This window comes from Lactobacillus sp. CBA3605, assembly GCF_002970915.1.
Taxonomy (GTDB): Bacteria; Bacillota; Bacilli; order Lactobacillales; family Lactobacillaceae; genus Lactiplantibacillus.
Map to the genome: position 1 here is coordinate 1,962,870 of NZ_CP027190.1, position 21,835 is coordinate 1,984,704.

Annotated in this window: 17 protein-coding genes and 1 tRNA gene; 15 read left to right on the forward strand and 3 right to left on the reverse strand. The window is 41.9% G+C overall.

Features of this window, described 5'->3' with window-relative positions:
• Nucleotides 1–47 precede the first annotated feature (47 nt).
• Nucleotides 48–713 carry an MmcQ/YjbR family DNA-binding protein gene (locus tag C5Z25_RS09440; protein WP_105452384.1) on the reverse strand — a complete coding sequence of 222 codons (666 nt, stop codon included), beginning with the start codon at nt 711–713 and terminating at the stop codon, nt 48–50.
• 387 nt (nt 714–1,100) lie between these two features.
• Here C5Z25_RS09440 and C5Z25_RS09445 point away from each other — a divergent pair, with 387 nt between their 5' ends.
• Nucleotides 1,101–2,753: a peptide ABC transporter substrate-binding protein gene (locus C5Z25_RS09445; protein ID WP_105452385.1), complete on the forward strand. Its 1,653-nt coding sequence runs from the start codon at nt 1,101–1,103 to the stop codon at nt 2,751–2,753.
• Between the two features lie 105 nt (nt 2,754–2,858).
• Here C5Z25_RS09445 and clpP read toward each other — a convergent pair whose 3' ends face one another.
• Nucleotides 2,859–3,449, reverse strand: coding sequence for an ATP-dependent Clp endopeptidase proteolytic subunit ClpP (gene clpP, locus C5Z25_RS09450; protein ID WP_105452386.1), 591 nt, complete (start codon nt 3,447–3,449; stop codon nt 2,859–2,861).
• 326 nt (nt 3,450–3,775) lie between these two features.
• Nucleotides 3,776–3,847 (reverse strand) — tRNA-Arg (locus C5Z25_RS09455).
• A gap of 81 nt (nt 3,848–3,928) precedes the next feature.
• On the opposite strand from C5Z25_RS09455, the gene rpoN reads away from it, so the two are divergent.
• The 14 genes from rpoN to C5Z25_RS09525 all read left to right on the forward strand — a co-directional run bounded on the left by rpoN (nt 3,929) and on the right by C5Z25_RS09525 (nt 21,835).
• A complete protein-coding gene (rpoN, locus tag C5Z25_RS09460; protein WP_105452387.1) occupies nt 3,929–5,269 on the forward strand; it encodes an RNA polymerase factor sigma-54 in 1,341 nt (446 codons plus the stop codon).
• 217 nt (nt 5,270–5,486) lie between these two features.
• A complete protein-coding gene (locus C5Z25_RS09465) occupies nt 5,487–6,515 on the forward strand; it encodes a sugar-binding transcriptional regulator (protein WP_105452388.1) in 1,029 nt (342 codons plus the stop codon).
• Between the two features lie 67 nt (nt 6,516–6,582).
• Nucleotides 6,583–7,605, forward strand: a complete 1,023-nt coding sequence (gene gap / locus C5Z25_RS09470; protein ID WP_105449943.1) for a type I glyceraldehyde-3-phosphate dehydrogenase — start codon at nt 6,583–6,585, stop codon at nt 7,603–7,605.
• Nucleotides 7,606–7,721: 116 nt separating this feature from the next.
• Nucleotides 7,722–8,924, forward strand: coding sequence for a phosphoglycerate kinase (locus C5Z25_RS09475; protein ID WP_105449944.1), 1,203 nt, complete (start codon nt 7,722–7,724; stop codon nt 8,922–8,924).
• 26 nt (nt 8,925–8,950) lie between these two features.
• Nucleotides 8,951–9,706: a triose-phosphate isomerase gene (gene tpiA / locus C5Z25_RS09480; RefSeq protein WP_105452389.1), complete on the forward strand. Its 756-nt coding sequence runs from the start codon at nt 8,951–8,953 to the stop codon at nt 9,704–9,706.
• An 82-nt stretch (nt 9,707–9,788) separates the two neighbouring features.
• The gene (eno, locus tag C5Z25_RS09485) at nt 9,789–11,117 is read left to right on the forward strand and encodes a phosphopyruvate hydratase (protein ID WP_105449946.1); all 1,329 of its coding nucleotides are present in this window, start codon (nt 9,789–9,791) and stop codon (nt 11,115–11,117) included.
• 482 nt (nt 11,118–11,599) lie between these two features.
• Nucleotides 11,600–13,339 carry a pyruvate oxidase gene (gene spxB / locus C5Z25_RS09490; protein ID WP_105452390.1) on the forward strand — a complete coding sequence of 580 codons (1,740 nt, stop codon included), beginning with the start codon at nt 11,600–11,602 and terminating at the stop codon, nt 13,337–13,339.
• A 154-nt stretch (nt 13,340–13,493) separates the two neighbouring features.
• Nucleotides 13,494–14,405, forward strand: a complete 912-nt coding sequence (locus C5Z25_RS09495; RefSeq protein ID WP_105452391.1) for a hypothetical protein — start codon at nt 13,494–13,496, stop codon at nt 14,403–14,405.
• A gap of 17 nt (nt 14,406–14,422) precedes the next feature.
• Nucleotides 14,423–15,952 carry a ClC family H(+)/Cl(-) exchange transporter gene (locus C5Z25_RS09500; protein ID WP_105452880.1) on the forward strand — a complete coding sequence of 510 codons (1,530 nt, stop codon included), beginning with the start codon at nt 14,423–14,425 and terminating at the stop codon, nt 15,950–15,952.
• A gap of 100 nt (nt 15,953–16,052) precedes the next feature.
• On the forward strand, nt 16,053–16,289 hold the full coding sequence (secG, locus tag C5Z25_RS09505; RefSeq protein ID WP_105452392.1) for a preprotein translocase subunit SecG: 237 nt from the start codon (nt 16,053–16,055) through the stop codon (nt 16,287–16,289).
• 52 nt (nt 16,290–16,341) lie between these two features.
• On the forward strand, nt 16,342–17,097 hold the full coding sequence (locus tag C5Z25_RS09510; RefSeq protein ID WP_105452393.1) for an alpha/beta hydrolase: 756 nt from the start codon (nt 16,342–16,344) through the stop codon (nt 17,095–17,097).
• A 19-nt stretch (nt 17,098–17,116) separates the two neighbouring features.
• A complete protein-coding gene (gene rnr / locus C5Z25_RS09515) occupies nt 17,117–19,537 on the forward strand; it encodes a ribonuclease R (RefSeq protein WP_105452394.1) in 2,421 nt (806 codons plus the stop codon).
• 20 nt (nt 19,538–19,557) lie between these two features.
• Nucleotides 19,558–20,028 (forward strand): SsrA-binding protein SmpB, encoded by a 471-nt coding sequence (gene smpB, locus C5Z25_RS09520; protein WP_105452395.1) that lies wholly within the window; start codon nt 19,558–19,560, stop codon nt 20,026–20,028.
• Nucleotides 20,029–20,398: 370 nt separating this feature from the next.
• Entirely contained in the window at nt 20,399–21,835 is a 1,437-nt protein-coding gene (locus C5Z25_RS09525; protein ID WP_105452396.1) for an amino acid ABC transporter substrate-binding protein/permease, read from the forward strand.

Consider the following 21,835-nt stretch of genomic DNA (forward strand, 5'->3'; position numbering starts at 1 on the left):
TCTTGTCGCGACTATTTATTACCGATCATCGAGGGGAACGGACTGACTCATTGAGCCAAGTCGTAACTTAGTTGCAAATAGTTGCGTAAGTCAGCATCGGCAACCCGATCATCTAAGATGATTGAAAACCAGTGTTGCTTGTTCATATGGTAAGCTGGAAAATAATTTTTTTGATCAATTAATGATTGCTGATCAGCTAATCGAAAATCAACGACGGTCACGATTTCATCTGAATCCAGCCCTAGCTTACGTTGTGGTATTTTAACCAGCAAGGCATACCATTTTTTGGTATCTGAGCGTCGTAAAATAGCGTTATTTGGAAATTTAGGCCATAAGAATTCAAGCTCATTGTGATAGTTAGCCTTGACGGTTTCAATCAACCAACGAGCTTGACGTGATGGAAACATTGCGGGTTCAAAAGCCTGGTCGGCAACGGCTTGGAGTGCGTCAAGGTAGGCCTTTCGAACGCTTGCGACAAAGGCACCAGCATTGCTGGCTGCCAGATGTAGCGTATAAGGTTGCTGCGTGGCATTATCGATTAAGGTTGTGGTAACTGTATTAGGTAGTGTCACTGTGAGGGTTAACGTAAAAGTTGGTGCTAATAATGGTTGCGACCGAATCAGGTCATGATTGTGGCGGATAAACCCAATTTTTAATAACTGCTCCAGTTGACCACGTTGATCTTTAAAAATAGCTTGGCTCATATCATCCATGATTTGATAGCCTCCTAAAAATAACTGTTATCTATTAGTTTAACCCTGATTAAGTTTAATTAGCAGTGCTGGTATTAAATAAATCACTTGACAAAAGTAAGTAAGACTCTCTATACTAAAGCCATCTTATGAAATCGGAGAGACGTTACGATGCAAATGCAAAAACAAGTCATGTTAATGAACTGCTGTCCATGTTGTGAAACTAACAACATGGCTATTTGCGTCGAATTACAAGCGTCTCTACTGCATCAAAACTAACGGCATTGAGCTCAAAACGTTATTTTTGAAACGCCTGCTTGGAATCTGACGAGATTCCTAGCAGGCGTTTTTTTGTTACCGATTCGAGGGTAGATCCACCAAAAAAGTAAAATAAAAGGGGCGAGAGTATTGAAGAAGCGATCAGTGTTAGCAGTTATTTTTAGTGTCATGTTAGTAGCGGTGTTAGCGGCTTGTGGTAAGCAAAGTAGTCAAGCGACGACCAGCGGTAAATATGCAACTAACCAAGTTTTAAATCTTTCATATCCAAGTTCGCTCGATTCAATTGATATTTCGACGATGTCTGGTTACGGTAGCACGGGGAATTTATTTGAGAGTCTATATCGCTTAGGTAAGGACGGTAGTGTCACGCCTGGTTTAGCGAGTCAAAGTAAAGTTTCGAAAGATGGCAAGACCTATACATTCACGATTCGTAATGCTAAGTGGAGTGATGGGTCAGCGATTACGGCGCAAGACTTTGTATACTCGTGGCGGCGTACTGTCACGCCAGCGACTAAGTCTCAGTATGCGTATTTATTTTCAGGGATTAAAAATGCGGATGCAATTGTCGCTGGGAAAAAGCCGGCCAGCACGTTGGGCGTCAAGGCAAGTGGCAAGCATACGTTTATCGTAACGTTAGATAAGCCAATCACTTATTTTAAGAAATTAATGACTTATCCATTATTTGGCCCGATTAGCGAAGCTGCCGTAAAGAAATGGGGTAGTAAGTACGCCACGAAGGCACAATATATGTTATACAGTGGGCCCTTTAAGTTAACCGGCTGGACCGGGACCAATAATAAATGGACTTATGTTAAAAATAATCAATATTGGGATAAAAAAGTCGTTCATTTAAACAAGATTAATTATAGTGTGAATGAAAGTTCGACGACTACTTTAAACTTGTTCCAAGAAAACAAACTGGACTTAACCCAGTTATCAAGTGAACAAGTGAAAAACATGAAATCTAATAAGGCTTACACCACATACCCCTATTCAATCACAGCCTTCTTGGTCTATAATTTCCAAGATAGTAATGCCACGATTAAAAAGGCTTTGAGCAATCAAAAGATTCGCCAAGCTATTTCGTTATCAATTAATCGGGAACAACTTGTTAAAAATGTCATTGGGGATGCGTCCAAGACGGCTAAGACGTTTGTGCCACAAAACCTAGCCAAAGATCCTAAAAATGGTCAAGATTTTGCCAGTGAATCGACCGTTAAAAATTCAACGTCATATAATCCAAAACTAGCAAAAAAGCTTTGGCAACAAGGATTAAAAGAGGTTGGCATTAAGCAGTTAACGATTAGCATGTTAACGTCAAATGATGAACCTAATAAACCAATCTCACAATATTTCAAAGGTCAATTGGAGAAGACTTTACCAGGGTTAACAATTAATCTATCAAATCTTCCGGCTAAGGTGGCGTCATCTCGGGCACAACAAGGTGATTTTGATGTTTATCTGAGTGGTTGGGGTGCTGATTTCAATGACCCAATCTCGCATTTACAAATTATGACGAGTGGGAGTGGTTATAATTATGGTAAATATAACAGCAGCACCTATAACGCATTGATTAAGAAAGCCCAAAATCAAGATGCTAATAATGCCGAGGCCCGCTGGCAAGATATGTTGCAAGCAGAAAAGGTGATTATGCAAGATCAAGGGATTACGCCGATTTATCAGACGGTTTATTCCTACTTACAAAATCCTAAAGCCAAGGGCATCATCCACAATACAGCTGGAACGCAGTGGAATTACAAGTATGCTTATATGGAAAAATAAATTGAATTGAAAAAACAGTAAGGCGGCAACCTGAGTGTTAAAGGGTGTCGCCTTTTTGTGAGCACAAAAAATGAGCTAACTGTGTTGTTAGCTCACTTTAAAGGGTTATTTTAGTTTGTTGTTTTCCATAATATCATCGATCAAACCATAATCTTTGGCTTCTTGAGCTGTTAAGTAGTTATCACGTTCGGTATCATGATTCAACTTTTCAACTGGTTGATCAGAATTGCTTGCTAAAATTTCGTTGATCTTTTTACGCGTCTTCAAAATTTCTTCAGCAACGATTTCAATTTCAGTTTGTTGTCCTTGAGCACCACCAGAAGGTTGATGAATCAAGATTTCTGAGTTAGGTAAAGCGAAACGCTTGCCCTTAGTCCCAGAAGAAGCGAGGACACTGGCCATGGAAGCTGCCATCCCCATAACAATGGTTTGGACATCAGACTTGATGAAGTTCATCGTGTCATAGATGGCTAAGCCGGCGGTGACAACCCCACCTGGTGAATTGATATAAAGATAAATGTCTTTGTCGGAATCTTGCGCATCTAAGAAGAGTAATTGCGCAATAATCGCATTGGCCATATTGTCTTCAATAGGACCAGATAACATAATAATACGGTCTTTTAAAAGTCGTGAGTAAATGTCATAAGCACGTTCGCCACGTGATGACTGTTCGATAACTGTCGGAACTGGATACATACTTGTTAGCCTCCTAAAGTTTCAATCTGATAAATTAGCTCATTGCTAATATAAATGTAGTTTACCGCTAAGGTCAGTAAAGGTCAAAAGAAAAACCTCAAAAACAAAATTCCGTTTTTTTAGGTTCCGTGGTATACTTAGGATTCTATCATATACGGCTTGAGATTGGGGAAATCCCAATCTCTTTTTTATGTCCAAATATCCTGACTGACTAGCAACAGGGGTACCGCCTAGGTTGTTTAGTATGGTATGATGAAAGCGGTGTAAGTTCTATTTTTGCTTGATTTGGGTATAAAAAAAGCTGAGATACAATCTCAGCTAAGTGATGCGCCCGGAGGGAATCGAACCCCCATTTCAAGAACCGGAATCTTACGTGCGATCCATTACACTACGGGCGCCTGAACAACATGTTATAGTTTAGCGGATTATGGCTGAAAACACAAGCGATATTTATAAAAAATATTTGGGAGGCATTATTTATGGCATTAGGACCAGGTTTTCGCCAACAACAACGGCAAACCCAAAAGTTGGCCATGACGCAGCGATTGCAACAATCAATTCAAATGTTGCAATTTAACGTTGAAGAATTACGTGATTTTTTAACCCAAAAAGCGCTTGAAAATCCATTAATTGATGTTGATACTAATTGGAATGCCAATCATGCCAGTTTGAGTACAGCTAAGACTGTCACGACCCATGATGATTTTATTGAGCGGGTTTCGACATCTAACCAACATTCTCTGTTTGAATACTTATTAGATCAGATTCATTTAACCATGCGAGATACTAAGTTACGCAAAATCGTGCTGTACTTGATCGAATACGTGGATGTTAATGGGTATTTAAAAGTGGCTGATGAACAAGTGTTAGCCGCAATGCAAGCGACGCCGATTGAATTACTAGATGCAATCACCTTGCTACAACAACTCGATCCACCAGGGGTTGGGGCCCGAAACTTGCAACAAGCGCTGATGTTACAAACTGAAAATGATGATAGTGCACCTAATTTAGCGTACATTATTTTAGAAGAAAGCTTTGATGCGCTGGTTAATCGTAATTGGGCCCAGTTAGCCAAAAAATACGCGGTTGAGTTAGCCGATATTTCAAGTGTTTATGACTATATACGGACGTTAAGCCCAACACCTGGGGCGGCAGTCGGACAAGAAACAACGGGATATATTTTTCCAGACCTAATTGTGACCCAACCAACAGTGGGGCAATTGGCGTTGAAGACTGCATCGATGGCGCAACCAATTGTCAAATTTCAGAGTCGGTATTATCAACAGATGAGTCAACATGATGATCAAGAAGTTACGGAGTATCTGAAAGAGAAAAAATCTGAGTATGATTGGATTGCAAGTAGCTTGCAGCAACGTGAGGCAACTATTTTTCGCGTAGGAACCGCGATTATTGAACGACAGTCGGCTTTCTTCCTTGAAAAAACCAAAAGTTTAAAACCGTTATTATTGCGTGATGTGGCGCAACAGTTACAAGTACATGAATCGACAATTAGTCGGAGTATCAATGGTAAATATGTGCAAACTGATTTTGGTATGTTTGAACTTAAGCGTTTCTTTACTCAGGCGGTCAGCAAACGTCCCGCGAATGGCGAACTCGTCTCGGCTGATAACGTGCAACACCGGATTGTGGCTTTAGTTAAGCAGGAAGATAAAGAAAAACCGCTTTCAGACCAAAAAATAGTTCAGATTCTTAAGTCGGAAAATGTCGAACTTTCACGGCGTACAGTTGCCAAATATCGGGAAAATCTTAACATTCCAGCTTCGTCTAAGCGAAAACAATATTTAAAAACCGAACAGTAACGAAAACAACCATTTTGAGCAGTCGGTTATCGGCTGTGGTGGGTTCTCATTTGCAACCATTACATGAACCTGTTATAATTCAAGTTGTGGTTAAGAGAGGTATGCAACATCGATTTCATTGTAAATTATCGTTGTGTGCTTTGTTTTTTTAAGTCTTTGGGTCGTTATTCGACATAGCTGGACTAAATCCGTCCCACTAGAGAGCAGGTTGGATGCCATGCATTCAGATATTCAATGGATTGAGGCAATTGCCCCAGACATGGTTGAAATGCTAAGTCATCGGTACTTGGTATTAAGAACCATTAATTGGATGGCCCCAGTTGGACGTCGGCTATTGGCTCAAACTTTAGAAGTCAGTGAACGGACGTTACGGACCGAAACGGATACGTTACGGAAGTTAGATTTAATTGTGACTGATAAGGCGGGCATGCAGTTGACGCAACCGGGAAAAGATGTTTTACTCGGGTTAAGCCAATTCATGGATGAGTTAATGGGAATTCGACAGAAAGAACGACAGTTAGCGCAACGCTTCAATTTAAAACGTTGTATTATTGTCTCTGGCGACTCCGACCGACAGTTAAAGGTTATCGGGACCATGGGCGAAGAAGTTAACCAACTATTACAGCGGTTATTGCCAGAAGGGAATAACATTATTGCTGTAATGGGTGGTCATACCATGGAGCATGTGGCAAATCATTTATCTAGCAAGCTTGCTAGCAAACGTGACTTGTTATTTGTTCCGGCGCGTGGTGGGGTTGGTGAATCGGTTGCGATTCAAGCAAATACCATTGCGTCCCAAATGGCACAACACACCGGTGGTAAATTTCGGTCGTTGTTTGTGCCCGAACAGGTCAGTGAACGAACCTATGAACCACTCCTCAAAGAACCAAGTATTCAAGAGGTGTTGGGGATTATTCGCCAAGCTAACGTGGTGATTCACAGTGTGGGTGATGCGGTTTCAATGGCGCATCGCCGGGACATGTCTGAGGATCAGATTAAAGTATTACGTGGCCGCCATGCGGTCGGGGAAGCCTTTGGTTATTTCTTTGATAAAGACGGCAACGTTGTTTATCGAATTCCACGTATTGGTTTGCAAATCGGAGAACTGGCCAATATGGAGATTATACTCGCAGTTGCGGGCGGTGCTTCTAAAGCGACCGCAATTGAGGCGTATATGAAGATCGCACCTAAAAAGACGTGTTTAATCACGGATGAAGGTGCAGCAAACTTGATTTTAAAAAAGTAATCTTCTATATTGAAGTTGCTTTTTAAAATAAAAAATATTTTTATTTCCACAAGGAGGAAATTCTAGTATGTCTGTAAAAATTGGTATTAATGGTTTCGGACGTATCGGTCGTTTAGCATTCCGTCGTATCTTAGAACTTGGTGCAAAATCAAGTGATATCGAAGTTGTTGCTATTAACGATTTAACTTCACCTGCATTGTTGGCTCATCTTTTGAAGTATGACTCAACTCATGGTACTTTGGACGCTGAAGTTTCAGCAACCGACGATTCAATCGTGGTTAACGGTAAGACTTACCGTGTTTATGCTGAACCTAAAGCACAAAATATTCCTTGGGTAAAGAACGACGGCGTTGACTTCGTTCTCGAATGTACTGGTTTCTACACATCAAAGGCTAAGTCACAAGCTCACTTGGACGCTGGTGCAAAGCGTGTCTTGATTTCTGCTCCTGCTGGTAGCGATTTGAAGACCATCGTTTACAATGTTAACGATGACATCTTAAACTCAGATGACCGCATTGTTTCTGCTGGTTCATGTACGACTAACTGTCTTGCACCACTTGCCTTCTTCGAAAACGAAGAATTCGGCATCAAAGTTGGTACGATGACTACTATCCATGCTTACACATCAACTCAAATGTTACTTGATGGTCCTGTACGTGGTGGTAACTTCCGTGCTGCTCGTGCTGCTGGTGTGAACACTATTCCTCATTCAACTGGTGCTGCTAAAGCTCTTGGCTTAGTAATCCCAGAATTGAAGGGTAAGTTACAAGGCCATGCACAACGTGTTGGTGTTGTTGACGGTTCATTAACTGAATTAGTTGCTATCTTAGACAAGAACGTTACTGCTGACGAAGTTAATGCAGCAATCAAGAAGCATACTGAAGGTAACGAATCATTCGGTTACAACGAAGACGAAATTGTTTCTTCTGACGTAATTGGTACTACTTTTGGTTCAATCTTCGATCCTACCCAAACTGAAGTTACTTCTGATGGTGAAAGCCAATTAGTTAAGACTGTTGCTTGGTACGATAACGAATATGGCTTCACTTGCCAAATGGTACGTACTTTATTGAAGTTCGCTACTCTCTAATATAAATTAGTTTGTCAGAACTTTAAAACCGCATAGGTTTTGAGACGGCGGGGGGAGGCAATCTCCTTCTGCCGTCTTTTTTTATTCAAACCCACGAATTCTAGGAGGATTTTAACTTGGCTAAATTAATCGTTTCAGATTTAGATGTTAAAGATAAAAAAGTTTTAATTCGTGTCGACTTTAATGTGCCAATTAAAGACGGCAAAATTGGTGACGACAACCGGATCGTCGCTGCTTTACCAACGATCAAATATGTTAGCGAACATGATGGTAAAGCTATCTTGTTCTCTCACTTAGGTCGGATCAAGAGTGAAGACGACAAGAAAGGCCTCAGTTTACGTCCAGTTGCTGAACGTCTTTCAAACTTGTTAAACAAACCTGTTACCTTCGTACCTGTTACTGAAGGCGAACAACTTGAAACTGCTATTAACAACATGAATGATGGGGATGTTTTAGTTGTTGAAAACACCCGTTTTGAAGATGTTGTTAACGGTGAACAAGTTAAACGTGAATCAGGTAATGACCCTGAATTAGGCAAGTACTGGGCATCATTAGGTGACGTTTACGTCAACGATGCTTTCGGGACTGCTCATCGGGCCCATGCTTCTAACGTTGGGATTGCTTCAAACATGGATCAAGCTGCTGCTGGGTTCTTGATGGAAAAAGAAATCAAGTTCTTAGGTAACGCTGTTGATAATCCAAAGCACCCATTCGTTGCTATCTTAGGTGGTGCTAAGGTTTCTGATAAGATCGGTGTGATTGATCACTTGCTTGCTAAAGCTGATAAAATCATCATCGGTGGTGGGATGACTTATACCTTCTATGCTGCTAAAGGCATGGGTATTGGGAATTCACTTGTTGAAAAAGACAAAATTGACTTAGCTAAGTCAATCATCGAAAAAGCTGGCGACAAGTTAGTCTTACCTAGCGACTCAGTAGTTGCTGAAAAGTTTGACAACGATGTCCCTAGTAAAGTCGTTGAAGGGTCAATTCCTGATGGTTACATGGCTTTAGACATCGGTCCTAAATCAGTTGAAGAATTTAAAGCTGTTTTAAGCGATGCTAAGACGGTTGTTTGGAACGGACCAATGGGTGTCTTCGAAATGAGTAACTATGCTAAGGGTACGCTTGAAATTGGCGAATTCTTAGGCACATTATCAGAAGCAACTACTATCGTTGGTGGTGGGGATTCAACTGCTGCTGTTAAGCAACTTGGTGTTGCTGACAAGTTGACCCATATCTCAACTGGTGGTGGCGCTTCACTTGAATACCTTGAAGGTAAGACTTTACCAGGTATTGCTGCTATTTCTACAAAATAATTTAAGCTCCGAAAGGAAGGTCTATCGTGCGTACACCTATTATTGCCGGTAACTGGAAAATGAATAAAACTGCTAGCGAAGCTTTGGCTTTCGTAAACGCAGTTAAGGATCAATTACCAGCCTCATCAGAAGTTGAATCAGTTGTTGCTGCTCCAGCCCTTTTCTTACAAGAAATGGTTGAAGCTGCTAAGGGTTCTAACTTAAAGATTGCTGCTGAAAATGCTTACTTTGAAGATGCTGGTGCTTTCACTGGTGAAACTTCACCTGCTGCTTTAGCTGATTTAAACATTGACTACGTTGTCATCGGTCATTCAGAACGTCGTGGCTATTTCCACGAAACTGATGAAGATATCAACAAAAAAGCCCATGCTATTTTCAAAAATGGCATGAAGCCAATCATTTGTTGTGGTGAAAGTCTTGAACAACGCGAAGCTAATCAAACTAATGATTGGGTCGCTGGTCAAGTTACTGCTGCTTTGAAGGGCTTATCAGCTGACCAAGTTAGCGAAACAGTTGTTGCTTACGAACCAATCTGGGCCATCGGTACGGGTAAAACCGCTTCTAGTGACCAAGCTGAAGAAGTTTGTGGCGTTATCCGTAAGACCATTGCTGGCCTTTACTCAGAAGACGTTGCTGACAAAGTTCGGATTCAATACGGTGGTAGTGTTAAACCAGCTAACGTTGTTGAATTAATGAGCAAAGCAAACATTGATGGTGGTCTTGTTGGTGGTGCCTCAATGGACCCTGAATCATTCTTAGCTTTGGTAAACTACCAAAAATAAGTAATTCATTATTGCAAGTTTAATCACAACCCACTACAATAAGATGTGAACCTATTACAAGCAAACCTAAGGAGAAAATTTAATGTCTATTATTACAGATATTTATGCTCGCGAAGTCTTGGACTCACGCGGTAACCCTACTGTTGAAGTTGAACTTTATACTGAAAGTGGCGCATTTGGCCGCGGTATCGTTCCTTCAGGTGCCTCAACCGGTGAACATGAAGCCGTTGAATTACGTGATGGCGACAAGAGTCGTTTCATGGGCCAAGGTGTGACTAAGGCTGTTGACAATGTTAACAAGTTAATTGCTAAAGAAATCATTGGCTACGATGTTACTGACCAACGTGCCATTGACCAAGCTATGATCAAGTTAGACGGTACGCCTAACAAAGCTAAGCTTGGCGCTAACGCTATCTTAGGTGTTTCAATTGCTGCTGCTCGTGCAGCTGCTGACGAACTTGAAATGCCATTATACAACTACCTTGGCGGTTTCAATGCGCATGTCTTGCCAGCACCAATGATGAATGTTATCAATGGTGGGAAGCATGCCAACAACGACGTTGACTTCCAAGAATTCATGATCATGCCTGTTGGCGCATCATCAATCAAGGAAGCTGTTCGGATGGGTTCAGAAACTTTCCATAACCTTAAAGCAATCTTAAACGAACGTGGTTTATCAACTGCTGTTGGTGATGAAGGTGGTTTCGCACCTGACTTGAGCAACAACGAAGAACCATTCGAAATCTTAATTGAAGCTATCGAACGTGCTGGTTACAAACCAGGCAAAGATATCGCAATTGCCTTTGACTGTGCTGCTTCAGAATTTTACAATGCTGAAACTGGCAAGTATGACTTAAAGGGTGAAGGCGAAAATGGGAAATCATTTACAGCCGAAGAATTCGTTGACTTACTTGACACAATCGTTGACAAGTACCCAATCATTTCCATCGAAGATCCTTTGGATGAAAACAACTGGGAAGATTGGCAAATGGCAACCGCTAAACTTGGTAAAAAAGTTCAAATCGTTGGTGATGACTTATTCGTTACTAACACGGACTACCTTGCAAAGGGTATCAAGATGGGCGTTGCTAACTCAATCTTAATCAAGGTTAACCAAATTGGTACTTTAACTGAAACTGTTGAAGCTATCGAAATGGCTAAGCAAGCTGGTTACTCAGCTATCGTTTCTCACCGTTCTGGTGAAACTGAAGACACGACCATTGCTGACTTAGTTGTCGCAATGAACGCTGGCCAAATCAAGACTGGTTCAATGAGCCGTACTGAACGGATTGCTAAATACAATCAATTAATGCGGATTGAAGACCAACTTGAAAGCACTTCAGAATACAAGGGTCTTTCAGGTTTCTATAACTTGAGTGAAGACGCTCGTAACACGATTGCTAGCAAATAATTACCGATTATCAGAAAGTCACTCTTAGGAGTGGCTTTTTTTGTGCTAATTAATAGGCCAAATTAATTGATAATAACGAACTGATTGAAACTATCTATTGAAATATTTAATTTTTCTATCACTATTATATATTGAAAATATTAAATAAATATATAACATGTTTTGCAAAAGCTAATCAAAGCTGAATGCTGATTTGGCGGGCTTACTTGCTTTTAGTTAGGAGTGGTCCGGTTGTCATGATTAGGTTGTGATGAGGAAAGTAGTTGACTTATGGTTTGGACTGGTTGTATGATGACCTCGTTAGCAACCGGATAAACTAACTGGTAATGGCTAAGTTTAGTGACTATTACGAATTTATATCAGATTAGTTGAATCAGGTACTGTTAAGTTAAGTGTGCGAGAGTTTTCTTTTTATGAAATGTAACCGCTTACTACAATGGTACCTGATGCGCTGACCTAAATCTAAGGAGCGCGACGTGATTATGAGTAAAATTAAAGCAGCAACTGCCGGTTTAAAGGTATTAGAAGCTTGGGGCGTTAAAAATATTTATGGATTGCCGGGTGGGTCATTTGATTCGGGGATGCAAGCTATTTATGAACGCCAAGCAACCCTACATTATGTGCAAGTCCGCCATGAAGAAGCTGGCGCATTGGCTGCTTCGGCGGAATCAAAGCTAACTGGTCACATTGGCGTTACTTTTGGATCAGCCGGTCCTGGAGCTGTTCATCTACTAAATGGGCTGTATGATGCTAAGCATGATCACACACCGGTACTCGCCATTGTGGCTCAAGTGCCAACTAAACGTATGAATGTTGATTTCTTCCAAGCGATGGATGAAGGTCCAATTTTTGAAGATGTTGCCGTTTGGAATCGGACCGCAATGACGGCCGCTGCGATTCCACAAATGATTGATGAAGCAATCCGGCAAGCTTATAAATATTCCGGGGTGGCTGTCGTGACGATTCCTAAAGATTTAGGATGGGCGGAAATTGAAGATAAATTCGTACCAACCGCTGCCCTACATCAACACCCAATTATGCCAGAACCAGCCCCTCAGCAAATTGATGCTGCTTGGGACTTGATCAAATCTGCTAAGGCGCCGTTGATTTATTTTGGGATTGGCGCTAAGCATGCAGCAAAGGAATTGAAGACGGTCTCGGAAAGCTTTAAGATGCCAATGATTTCTTCTGTATTGGCGAAAGGAATTGTTGAAGACGACTATGAGAATTACTTGGGTTCAACCGGACGAGTTGCGCCAAAGCCAGGAGTTGAAGCGGGGTTTGCAACTGATTTAATCTTATGGGTAGGGAATGATGTCCCGTTTAGTATTTTCCTGATTAATCCCCATGCTAAGGTCATTCAAGTTGATATCGATAGTGAAAAGTTAGGTAAGCGGCATCACGTTGACGTCGGCATTTTAGCGGATGCTAAGCAGACGCTGAAAGCATTACTGGCCAAAGGAACAGCTTTGCCAGCGACACCATTTTATCAAGCGTCCTTGGCTAATCGACAAAATTGGCGTGATTGGCAAGCTAGCTTTGCTAATGATGATAGTACCCCATTACGGCCAGAACCAGTTTTTGACCAGTTAAATAAAATGGCAAGCCCCCAAGCGATCTTTGGAGTCGATGTAGGTAATGTCAATATTAATTTTATGCGCTTGGTTAATTTACATGATGATCAGAAATGGACGACCTCAGGGCAATATGCAACGATGGGTTACGGTGTACCGGCGGCCATTGCTGCTAAGAGTGCGTTTCCCAATCGTGATGTGTACAGCTTGAGCGGGGATGGCGCCTTTGCAATGTTAGGTGAAGAGATTATCACTGAAGTAAAGTATCAATTAAACATTGTCAATTTTGTCTTCAGTAATGAAACGTTAGGCTTTATTGAAGCCGAACAAACGGATGATAGTCAACAACCATTATCGGGCGTTGCGTTGCCGGATACTGATTGGGCTAAAGTCGGCGAAGGCTTAGGGGCACTTGGAATTACCGTACGGACATTGGCGGAACTCAAAGCAGCGCTAGCACAAGCTAAGACAGCGAACCGACCGGTTGTGATTGATGTTAAGTTGACCCATGCAATGCCATTTACGACGGAACATATGGCCTTAGATCCGAAGTATCAATCACAAGCTGAAATTGATGCCTTTGTGAAGCAGTATCAGGCGGCTGGGTTACGGCCATATAGCTATTTCTTAGCACAAGCCACTAAATAGATGATTTAATTAGGTGACATTACTTATGAGGAGTAATGTCACTTTTTTGCGTCATTAGCACGCTGACCAGCAGATTGTTTAACATATATTTTAAAATGCATGAAATCTCGTGGTAAAATAAGATTACTAGCATTTAAAGGAGTTAATTAAGCGAATGGATTATTTTCAAACTGAAATTAAGCAATGGTCAGATTGGCAAGCAGTGGTCACAACTAGTGCCGTCTTTGAACCGTTGATTCGTCAAATCTATTCAAGCGAACATGAACCATTTAAAACCCCCGTCGCAGTTGCAACTGATTTTTGTGCTACTTTTGCGGTGGGGCCGACACAAATTGCAATTTTTCCACCGGCTGTGGTGGCCGCAACGACTCGCGATCGTTATCAAGCGGAACGGTTTAGTCTAACTCGGTTAGCTCGGTTACAACTTATGGCGCCGCGGCTACGTCATGCGGGGTTTATTTTTGATGCTTACCAATTTTATTATGTGATTTATCAGCCTTTAACAGGGGTTACGCTGACGGAATTTAAAGCGACTGCTGAGCCATTGGCTAAAGCAACATTAGGCCAGCAACTGGGGGCGGCACTTTTAAAATTGAATACGGCCGTGCCGCAGTTTAACCAAGTTGATCACACTGAAGTTGAACAGCTTGCAACTTGGCAACCTTTAGGCGCTACTTTTGCAACGGAACGTGCGCAGTTTTTAGCGCAACAAACGGTTCAATTTGACCAGTTTGTCCATGGTGAGTTAACGGGTGAGACGATTATTGTGACCGCTGACCAAGTCGGTTTTTGTCACTTTCAGACGGCGCAGGTTGCGCCGCGGCAAACTGAATTAGTCCCGTTATTGTTAGCAGCTGCATACCAAGATCCTGATTTAATGGCTGGATTGAAAAAGGGATTGGCCAGTCCTGATTTAGTCACAGATCTATTAATTGGTCTTTTATGGCGCGCAGATGGGCCTAGTTGGATTCGCCAGGTGATGGGACGTGAAACGGGAATAACGTTAGCGCAAGTGCAGGCACAATTAGCTATTACGATTAATGGAAAGGCGGGAGCCAAGGGGTGAAATTACAACGTCAACCAATGAAGCGTCATTTTGATTTAACCCGATTTAGTGCCGTTTGGCGGGGGTTAGTCGTTGGGCTAATTACTGGGGTGGTTGTCAGTGTTTTTCGGTTTTGTATTGAACAAGGCTTACAGCTGGTCCAATGGGGGTATGGGCAGCTCCGTGGCAATCTTTGGTTATTGCTGCCATGGCTTGGACTTAGTGTCTTAGTCGCGGTCATCGTTGGATTAATGGTGAAACAAACACCGGATATTAAAGGATCTGGGATTCCACAAGTTGAAGGTCAACTTGCTGGTGAATTAGATTATGCTTGGTGGCCGGTACTTTGGCGAAAATTCATTGGTGGTATTCTAAGTATTGGTTCTGGCTTGTATCTCGGTCGTGAAGGGCCATCGATTCAGTTAGGCGCGACGATTGGTCAGGGCTTTGCAGAAAAGACGCATCAAACCGGGGCTGATCGGCGTTCCCTGATTGCTGGTGGTGCCGCTGCGGGATTGTCAGCTGCTTTTAATGCACCCATTGCCAGTACGCTGTTTATTTTGGAAGAGGTCTATCATAATTTTTCGCCAATTATTTGGACAACCGCTTTAGCCAGTGCGATTGCGAGCAATTTTATTTCATTAAATTTTTTTGGTTTGGTGCCCGTATTACACATTCCATATGGTCGTAACTTACCGTTAAGTCAGTATGGTAATCTGATTGGGTTAGGCATTTTGCTTGGCGTTTTTGGTTATCTCTACCAAAATATCACGCTAGCAATGCCTGGTTGGTATGCGAAACTACGGTTACCGAGTTGGCTCAACGGGTTAGTGCCATTTTTATTGGTCATTCCCATTGGTTTATTGTGGCCACAATTACTAGGTGGCGGGAATTCAGTTATTCTAAATATTGCTGGTGCACCACCATTGCTGCTAGGATTATTAGGTATCTTTGTGTTACGATTTGTATTTTCAACTGTTTCGTATGGGTCAGGATTGCCAGGGGGGATTTTCTTACCGATTCTGTCCTTGGGGGCTATTTTAGGCGCCATTTATGCGCAAGCAATGGTGGCCTTAGGGTTAATGCCCGCCCAATATGTGACCAACTTTATTATCTTTGCGATGGCGGGGTATTTTGCTGGTATTGGGAAAGCCCCTTTCACCGCAATTCTCCTGATTACCGAGATGGTCGGGACCTTGCACCATTTGATGCCGTTAGCAGTTGTCTCAATGACGGCTTACGTGGTCGTTGATTTATTGGGTGGGGCCCCGATTTATGAAGCATTGCTAGAAAAATTAACACAACCCAAGTTGCCAGAACATAGTGGTGTTCAAGATCGACTAGAGATTCCAGTTTTTGAAGGGTCGGCGTTCGAAGGACATCAAGTTCGTGATTTTAAATGGCCGCAAGAGTCTTTATTAATTGCTATTCGGCGGGGTGAACGTCAAGTTATCCCGCATGGGGACACCTTGATACGTGGCGGTGATACCTTAATTATTTTAACGGATCGGAGTAATCGTGCTTGGGTTCATCACCAAATTGATAAATTAAATGTGGTGACGACTTGATGTGGTTTAGAATGTAACTAATTACGCTTGAGACTGGAAAAGTGAGGCCAAATATGTTAAATTGTTATAGACATAGCGGACTCTTTAGGAGGCACTTTTATTGTATAATTTACTGATGACGTTAATATTGGTTGTTTCCGTTTTAATTATTATTGCGGTAATGATGCAACCATCCAAAACAAATGATGCCATGTCTTCATTAACTGGTGGTGCGGATGATTTGTTTGCAAAACAAAAGCCCCGTGGTTTTGAAGCCTTCATGCAAAAGGTAACCCTGGTATTAGGAATCGCTTTCTTTATCATTGCGTTAGCTTTAGCATGGTACTCATCGAAGTAATCAACCGTCCTCCTGTGATTTCAGGAGGCTTTTTTTTAAAGAAGGTGTCGAGGTGTTTAAACGACCAGAACCATTTTTCTTTGAACATAGTGAACGTGTCATCATTTTGCTTCATGCTTATGCTGGTAGTGCTAACGACGTGCGCATGCTAGCGCGTGGCTTAGAACGGGCGGACTATAGTGTCTATGCGCCACAGCTAACGGGGCATGGAACGGGTCAGCCGCGTGATATTGTGACTCAGGGTTCTCCAGAACAATGGTGGCAAGATACGCAAGCGGCAATTTCATTTGTGCGGCAAAAAGGCTATACTAAAATTAGTATCTTTGGCTTGTCACTAGGTGGTATTTTTGCGACGAAGGCTTTGGCTGATGATACGCAGTTGTTAGGTGGGGGAACCTTTAGCTCACCGATTTTTCCAAGTGCGCATAGTCAAGTGCCAACGATGTTCATGCGATTAAGTCAGCAACAGCTGGCGCGAACAGATCAATCGTCAACAGAACAGGCGACACAGCTCGCAGCGTTAAAGCCTGCCATGTTAGCCCAGTTACACGCAATTGAGCAGTTTACAGCGACTCAAGTGCGTCCCCAGTTATCGCAGTTAACGCGGCCCTTTTTCATTGGGCAAGGGGGCCAAGATGAGTTAATTGATGCCACCGTTGCGCAACAGCTGCGGCAGCATTTATTAGATCAACAATTATTGGTTGATTATCATTGGTATGCCGCTGCTGGACATGTCATCACGGTCAATATTGCCCATCATCAATTAGAACAAGATGTCTTAAAGTATTTAAAAACTATTTATGAATAATAAAAAAATGAGGTAAATAATGTCAGAATCTAACTTACAAGAACAAATCCTGACTTTTTTGCAAGCTCACCCAGACCGCAGCTATAGTGTTGAACGGTTAAGCGACGAATTGCATTTTACAGGATCAACAGCGTTCACTTTCTTAGTTAAAGAACTTGCTAATATGGAACGTACAAAAATGGTCACTACGGACGATCACGATCAATTCAGAATTGTCCAAGCAACTAAATTAGTCGATGGGTCTTTTCATGGGAATGATAAGGGCTTTGGGTTCGTGCGCTATGATCCCGAATTACCTGATATTTATATCAATCCGGACAATACAATGTTTGCTTTCACTGGTGATGACGTCCAAGTTGAAATCATTCGACCAGCTAAACCTGGTTCTGATCGGGGCCCTGAAGGTAAAATTGTCAGCATTACGCAACGAAACTATTCTCAAATCGTGGGTGCTTTTGTACCTAGTACTGAAAATGCAGGATTTATTGGGACAGTTGACATTAAAGAAAAGAAACTTTCTAAATATGAACTCTTAATTACAGAACAAGGGCTACACCCAACAGAGGGCGAAGTCATTATCGCTGAAGTTGCAGCTTATCCAGATGCCCAACATCCGACTCGAATAGTTGGCTTGGCGAAACAAGTTATCGGGAGCGTTGATGATCCTGGAATGGACGTCTTACAAGTGGTCTATCAACATGATGTCCCTTCAGTCTTTCCAGAAGAAGTGACGGATGAAGCTAACCGGATTCCGGATTATGTCACGGAAGCTGATAAAGCTGGCCGGAATGATTTAACGGATCAGCCATTGGTAACTATTGATGGCGCCGAATCCAAAGACTTGGATGATGCGGTAGTGGCCTGGAAATTACCAAATGGTAACTTCCACTTAGGAGTTCACATTGCGGATGTGAGTCATTATGTGACTGAAAACTCTGAATTAGACCGAGAAGCTTTTAAGCGCGGTACTTCGGTTTATTTAACCGATCGTGTTATTCCAATGTTGCCACGGCGCTTATCTAATGGTATCTGTTCACTGAATCCAGATGTTGAACGCTTAGCCATGAGTTGTGAAATGGAAATTGATCAACAAGGGAACATCGTTAATCATAAGATCTCGCAAAGTGTGATTAAATCACATGCACGAATGACTTATGATGGGGTTAACCAGATTTTGGAAGCTCATGATCCTAAAACTCGGGAAAAGTATGCCGATTTAGTGGATATGTTTGATACGATGGGCGACTTACATCGGATTTTATACAAAAATCGTCGGCACCGTGGTGCAATTGATTTTGATGATAATGAAGCCAAAATTATCGTTGACGAAACCGGTCACCCAATTGACATCCAACTCCGTGTTCGGGGGTTGGCTGAACGGATGATTGAAAGTTTCATGTTAGCCGCTAATGAAACGGTCGCAAAGCACTATAGCTTATTAAAAGTCCCATTCATTTATCGGGTACATGAAACACCTGACAGTGACCGGATGCTCAGCTTCTTTGAATTTGTCACTAATTTCGGGGTTAATGTGACAGGTAGTTCTAAGGATGTTAAGCCTAAGATGTTACAAGATGTGTTAAAGAAAGTTGCTGGCAAGCCAGAAGAAGCCATGGTTTCAGTTATGATGTTGCGGAGTATGAAGCAAGCGCGTTATGCTGACCAATCATTAGGACATTTCGGGTTAGCAGCGCCTTATTATACCCACTTCACCTCGCCAATTCGCCGTTATCCGGATATGATGGTGCACCGTTTGATTCGGCATTACGATGAAAATGGTACTGGAGAAGACGCCCGTGCTAAGTATCGAGACAACTTACCAAATATTGCGACGACGACGTCTGAGAATGAACGACGTGGCGTTGATACAGAACGTGATGTTGATTCCATGAAGAAAGCTGAATTTATGGCGGACCATGTCGGTGAAAAGTTTGATGCCGTGATTGATTCTGTCATGAAGTTTGGTCTTTTCGTTGAATTGGAAAATACGGTTGAAGGTCTTGTTCACATTAGTGTGATGGATGATGACTATTACGAATACGTTGAAAAGCAATTAGCGTTAGTCGGTCGGAAGACTAAGCGGACGTTCCGAATTGGGCAACCAGTCAAGGTTCAATTGATGCGGGTCGATAAGGACCAGCGTGAGGTTGACTTCAAACTATTAAATCCAGAAGAAGCGCCAAAGACAGATTTATTGCCTAAACGGGAACATCATGATAACTATCGCGGCAATAACCGTCGTGGTGGCAATAGTAACTATCGTCGTAACGGTAGTAATAACAACAGTAATAATAATCGCAATGGCAATCGGTCAAGTAATGGCAGTAACCATAGTGCTAATAATAATCACCGCAGTAATAGCACGACTGCCAGTCATAATAATCACAGTAGCAGTCAAAGTAACACTAATCGTCGGCGGACGACTGATAACCGACGGTAATTTAGTAGGGGGTGCAGTTGATGGCCAAGCAACGAGGTAAGCATCAAGATACTGCCCTTGCTCAAAATCGTAAGGCCCGTCATGATTACGCAGTTGAGGACACTTATGAAGCTGGGATTGCTTTAACAGGGACCGAAATTAAGTCTGTGCGGGATCGCCGGGCAAACTTAAAAGATGGGTATGTCCAAATCCGTAATGGTGAAGCCATTATGGTGAATGTGCATATTAGTCCATTCAAAGAAGCGAATCGGTTTAACGTGGATCCATTGCGTAGTCGTAAATTACTTTTGCATAAAAAAGAGATCAAAAAGTTAAGTGAAGCCACCGCAACTAAAGGGGTGACGATCATTCCTTTAAAAATGTATCTTAAGCATGGTTTTGCAAAGGTTTTGATTGGCGTGGCCCATGGGAAACGCGAATATGACAAGCGGCAAGATATTAAAAAACGTGAACAACAGCGTCAGATTGATCGCGTGATGAAACACTATTAGAATTTTTATGCTTAACTAGGATGGCTTAAATGCTGTCCTATTTTTTTGTTGATCCAAAAGTTAGCTAAGTTTGTATGCTGAGTGGAATAAGCCGACTTTGGGGCTCAAATTGCTCTTTTTAGCGGCTAGTTGTGGTCAATTGGCCGCCAGATGACCAAAAAAATTAATAAACACAATAAATCAGCTTTTTCCTCGTTTTCTTCGTTGAAAATTTGGCTCTGATTAAGAAAATGAAGCCAAAGCTAAATGATACCGCAATCATTAAAAATAAATTAGATTATCATTACAAGTTGAGTTGGTGAGATGCCATAATCTATGTTATATTTTATGACATACCGTTCAGGTAAAGTGAACTAGGAGGGGTCTCATCATGAAAAAATGGCAGGTTGCAGTAGTCATACTGTTAGCGGCAGTTGGGAGTTGGTTAACCTTAGCGCCAACTGCCCAAGCTAAGACTTACACGATTGCGACAGACACGACTTTTGCACCGTTCGAATTTCAAGCAAAAGGCGGTAAGTATAAGGGTATTGATATTGATATTTTAAAGGCAATTGCTAAGAAAGAACATTTCAAGTACAACTTAAAAGCAATCAGTTTTGGTGCTGCTGTGCAACAGTTGAGTGCTAACCAAGTTGATGGCGTCATCGCCGGGATGAACATTACCCCCGAACGGAAACAAACCTTTGATTTTTCAACGCCGTACTACACATCAGGAGTTGTCATGGCGGTGGCAAAAGGGAGCAAGATTACGGATTTTAAAGATTTGAAGGGGAAAATGGTTGCTTTGAAAACTGGCACGGCGGGCGCTGCTTATGCTAAGTCTATTCAAAGCAAGTATGGATTTAAAATTAAATATTTCAATGATTCTAATAACATGTATAACGATGTCAAAGTTGGTAATTCAGCAGCTTGTTTTGAGGATTATCCAGTGATGTCGTATGGCATTAAAAATGGGATTGCGTTAAAAATTGTATCGAAACAATACGCTGCTGGTGATTATGGTTTTGCAGTGAAAAAAGGTAAAAATGCTGAATTATTGAAGCAATTTAACGCCGGTTTAAAATCAATTAAAGCGGATGGCACGTATCAAAAAATTGTTAATAAGTATTTGCATTCGAGTGAAGCTAAATTAACCGGTGAAACTGCCAGCAGTCGGACGTTTGTTGGCCTATTCACGCAGAACTTTAGTACCATCAGCAGTGGGTTGTTGATGACATTAGAGTTAACCGTTATTTCAATTATTTTAGCCACTATCTTAGGCATGATTCTAGGCGTCTTAGGCGTGATGCCTGGCAAGCTGGGACCTGCAATTTCTAGTACGATTATTTATATTTTTCGCGGGATGCCATTAATGGTGTTGGCCTTCTTTATCTATATTGGTTTTCCAGATCTGATTGGGCATGGGTTTAAAATCCCAGCCTTTATCGCTGGGATGGTGACGTTGATGCTGAACGAAGGCGCGTATACCGGGGCCTTTGTTAAAGGAGGTTTCCAAGCTGTTGATGACGGTCAGATGGAGGCGGCCCGTTCACTGGGGTTACCTTATTGGACTGCGATGCGCAAGGTCATCATGCCGCAAGGAATTCGTATTATGATTCCATCATTTATCAACCAATTTATTATTACGCTAAAGGATACGTCGATTTTATCGGTTATTGGGATTGTTGAATTAACCCAAACTGGGACGTTGATTATTGCTCGTAACTTTGAAGGGTTCAAAATCTGGTTAATGATTGCGATTATCTACTTAATTATTATTACCTTATTGACATGGTTATCGAATTGGGTTCAAAGGAGGTTAAGCTAA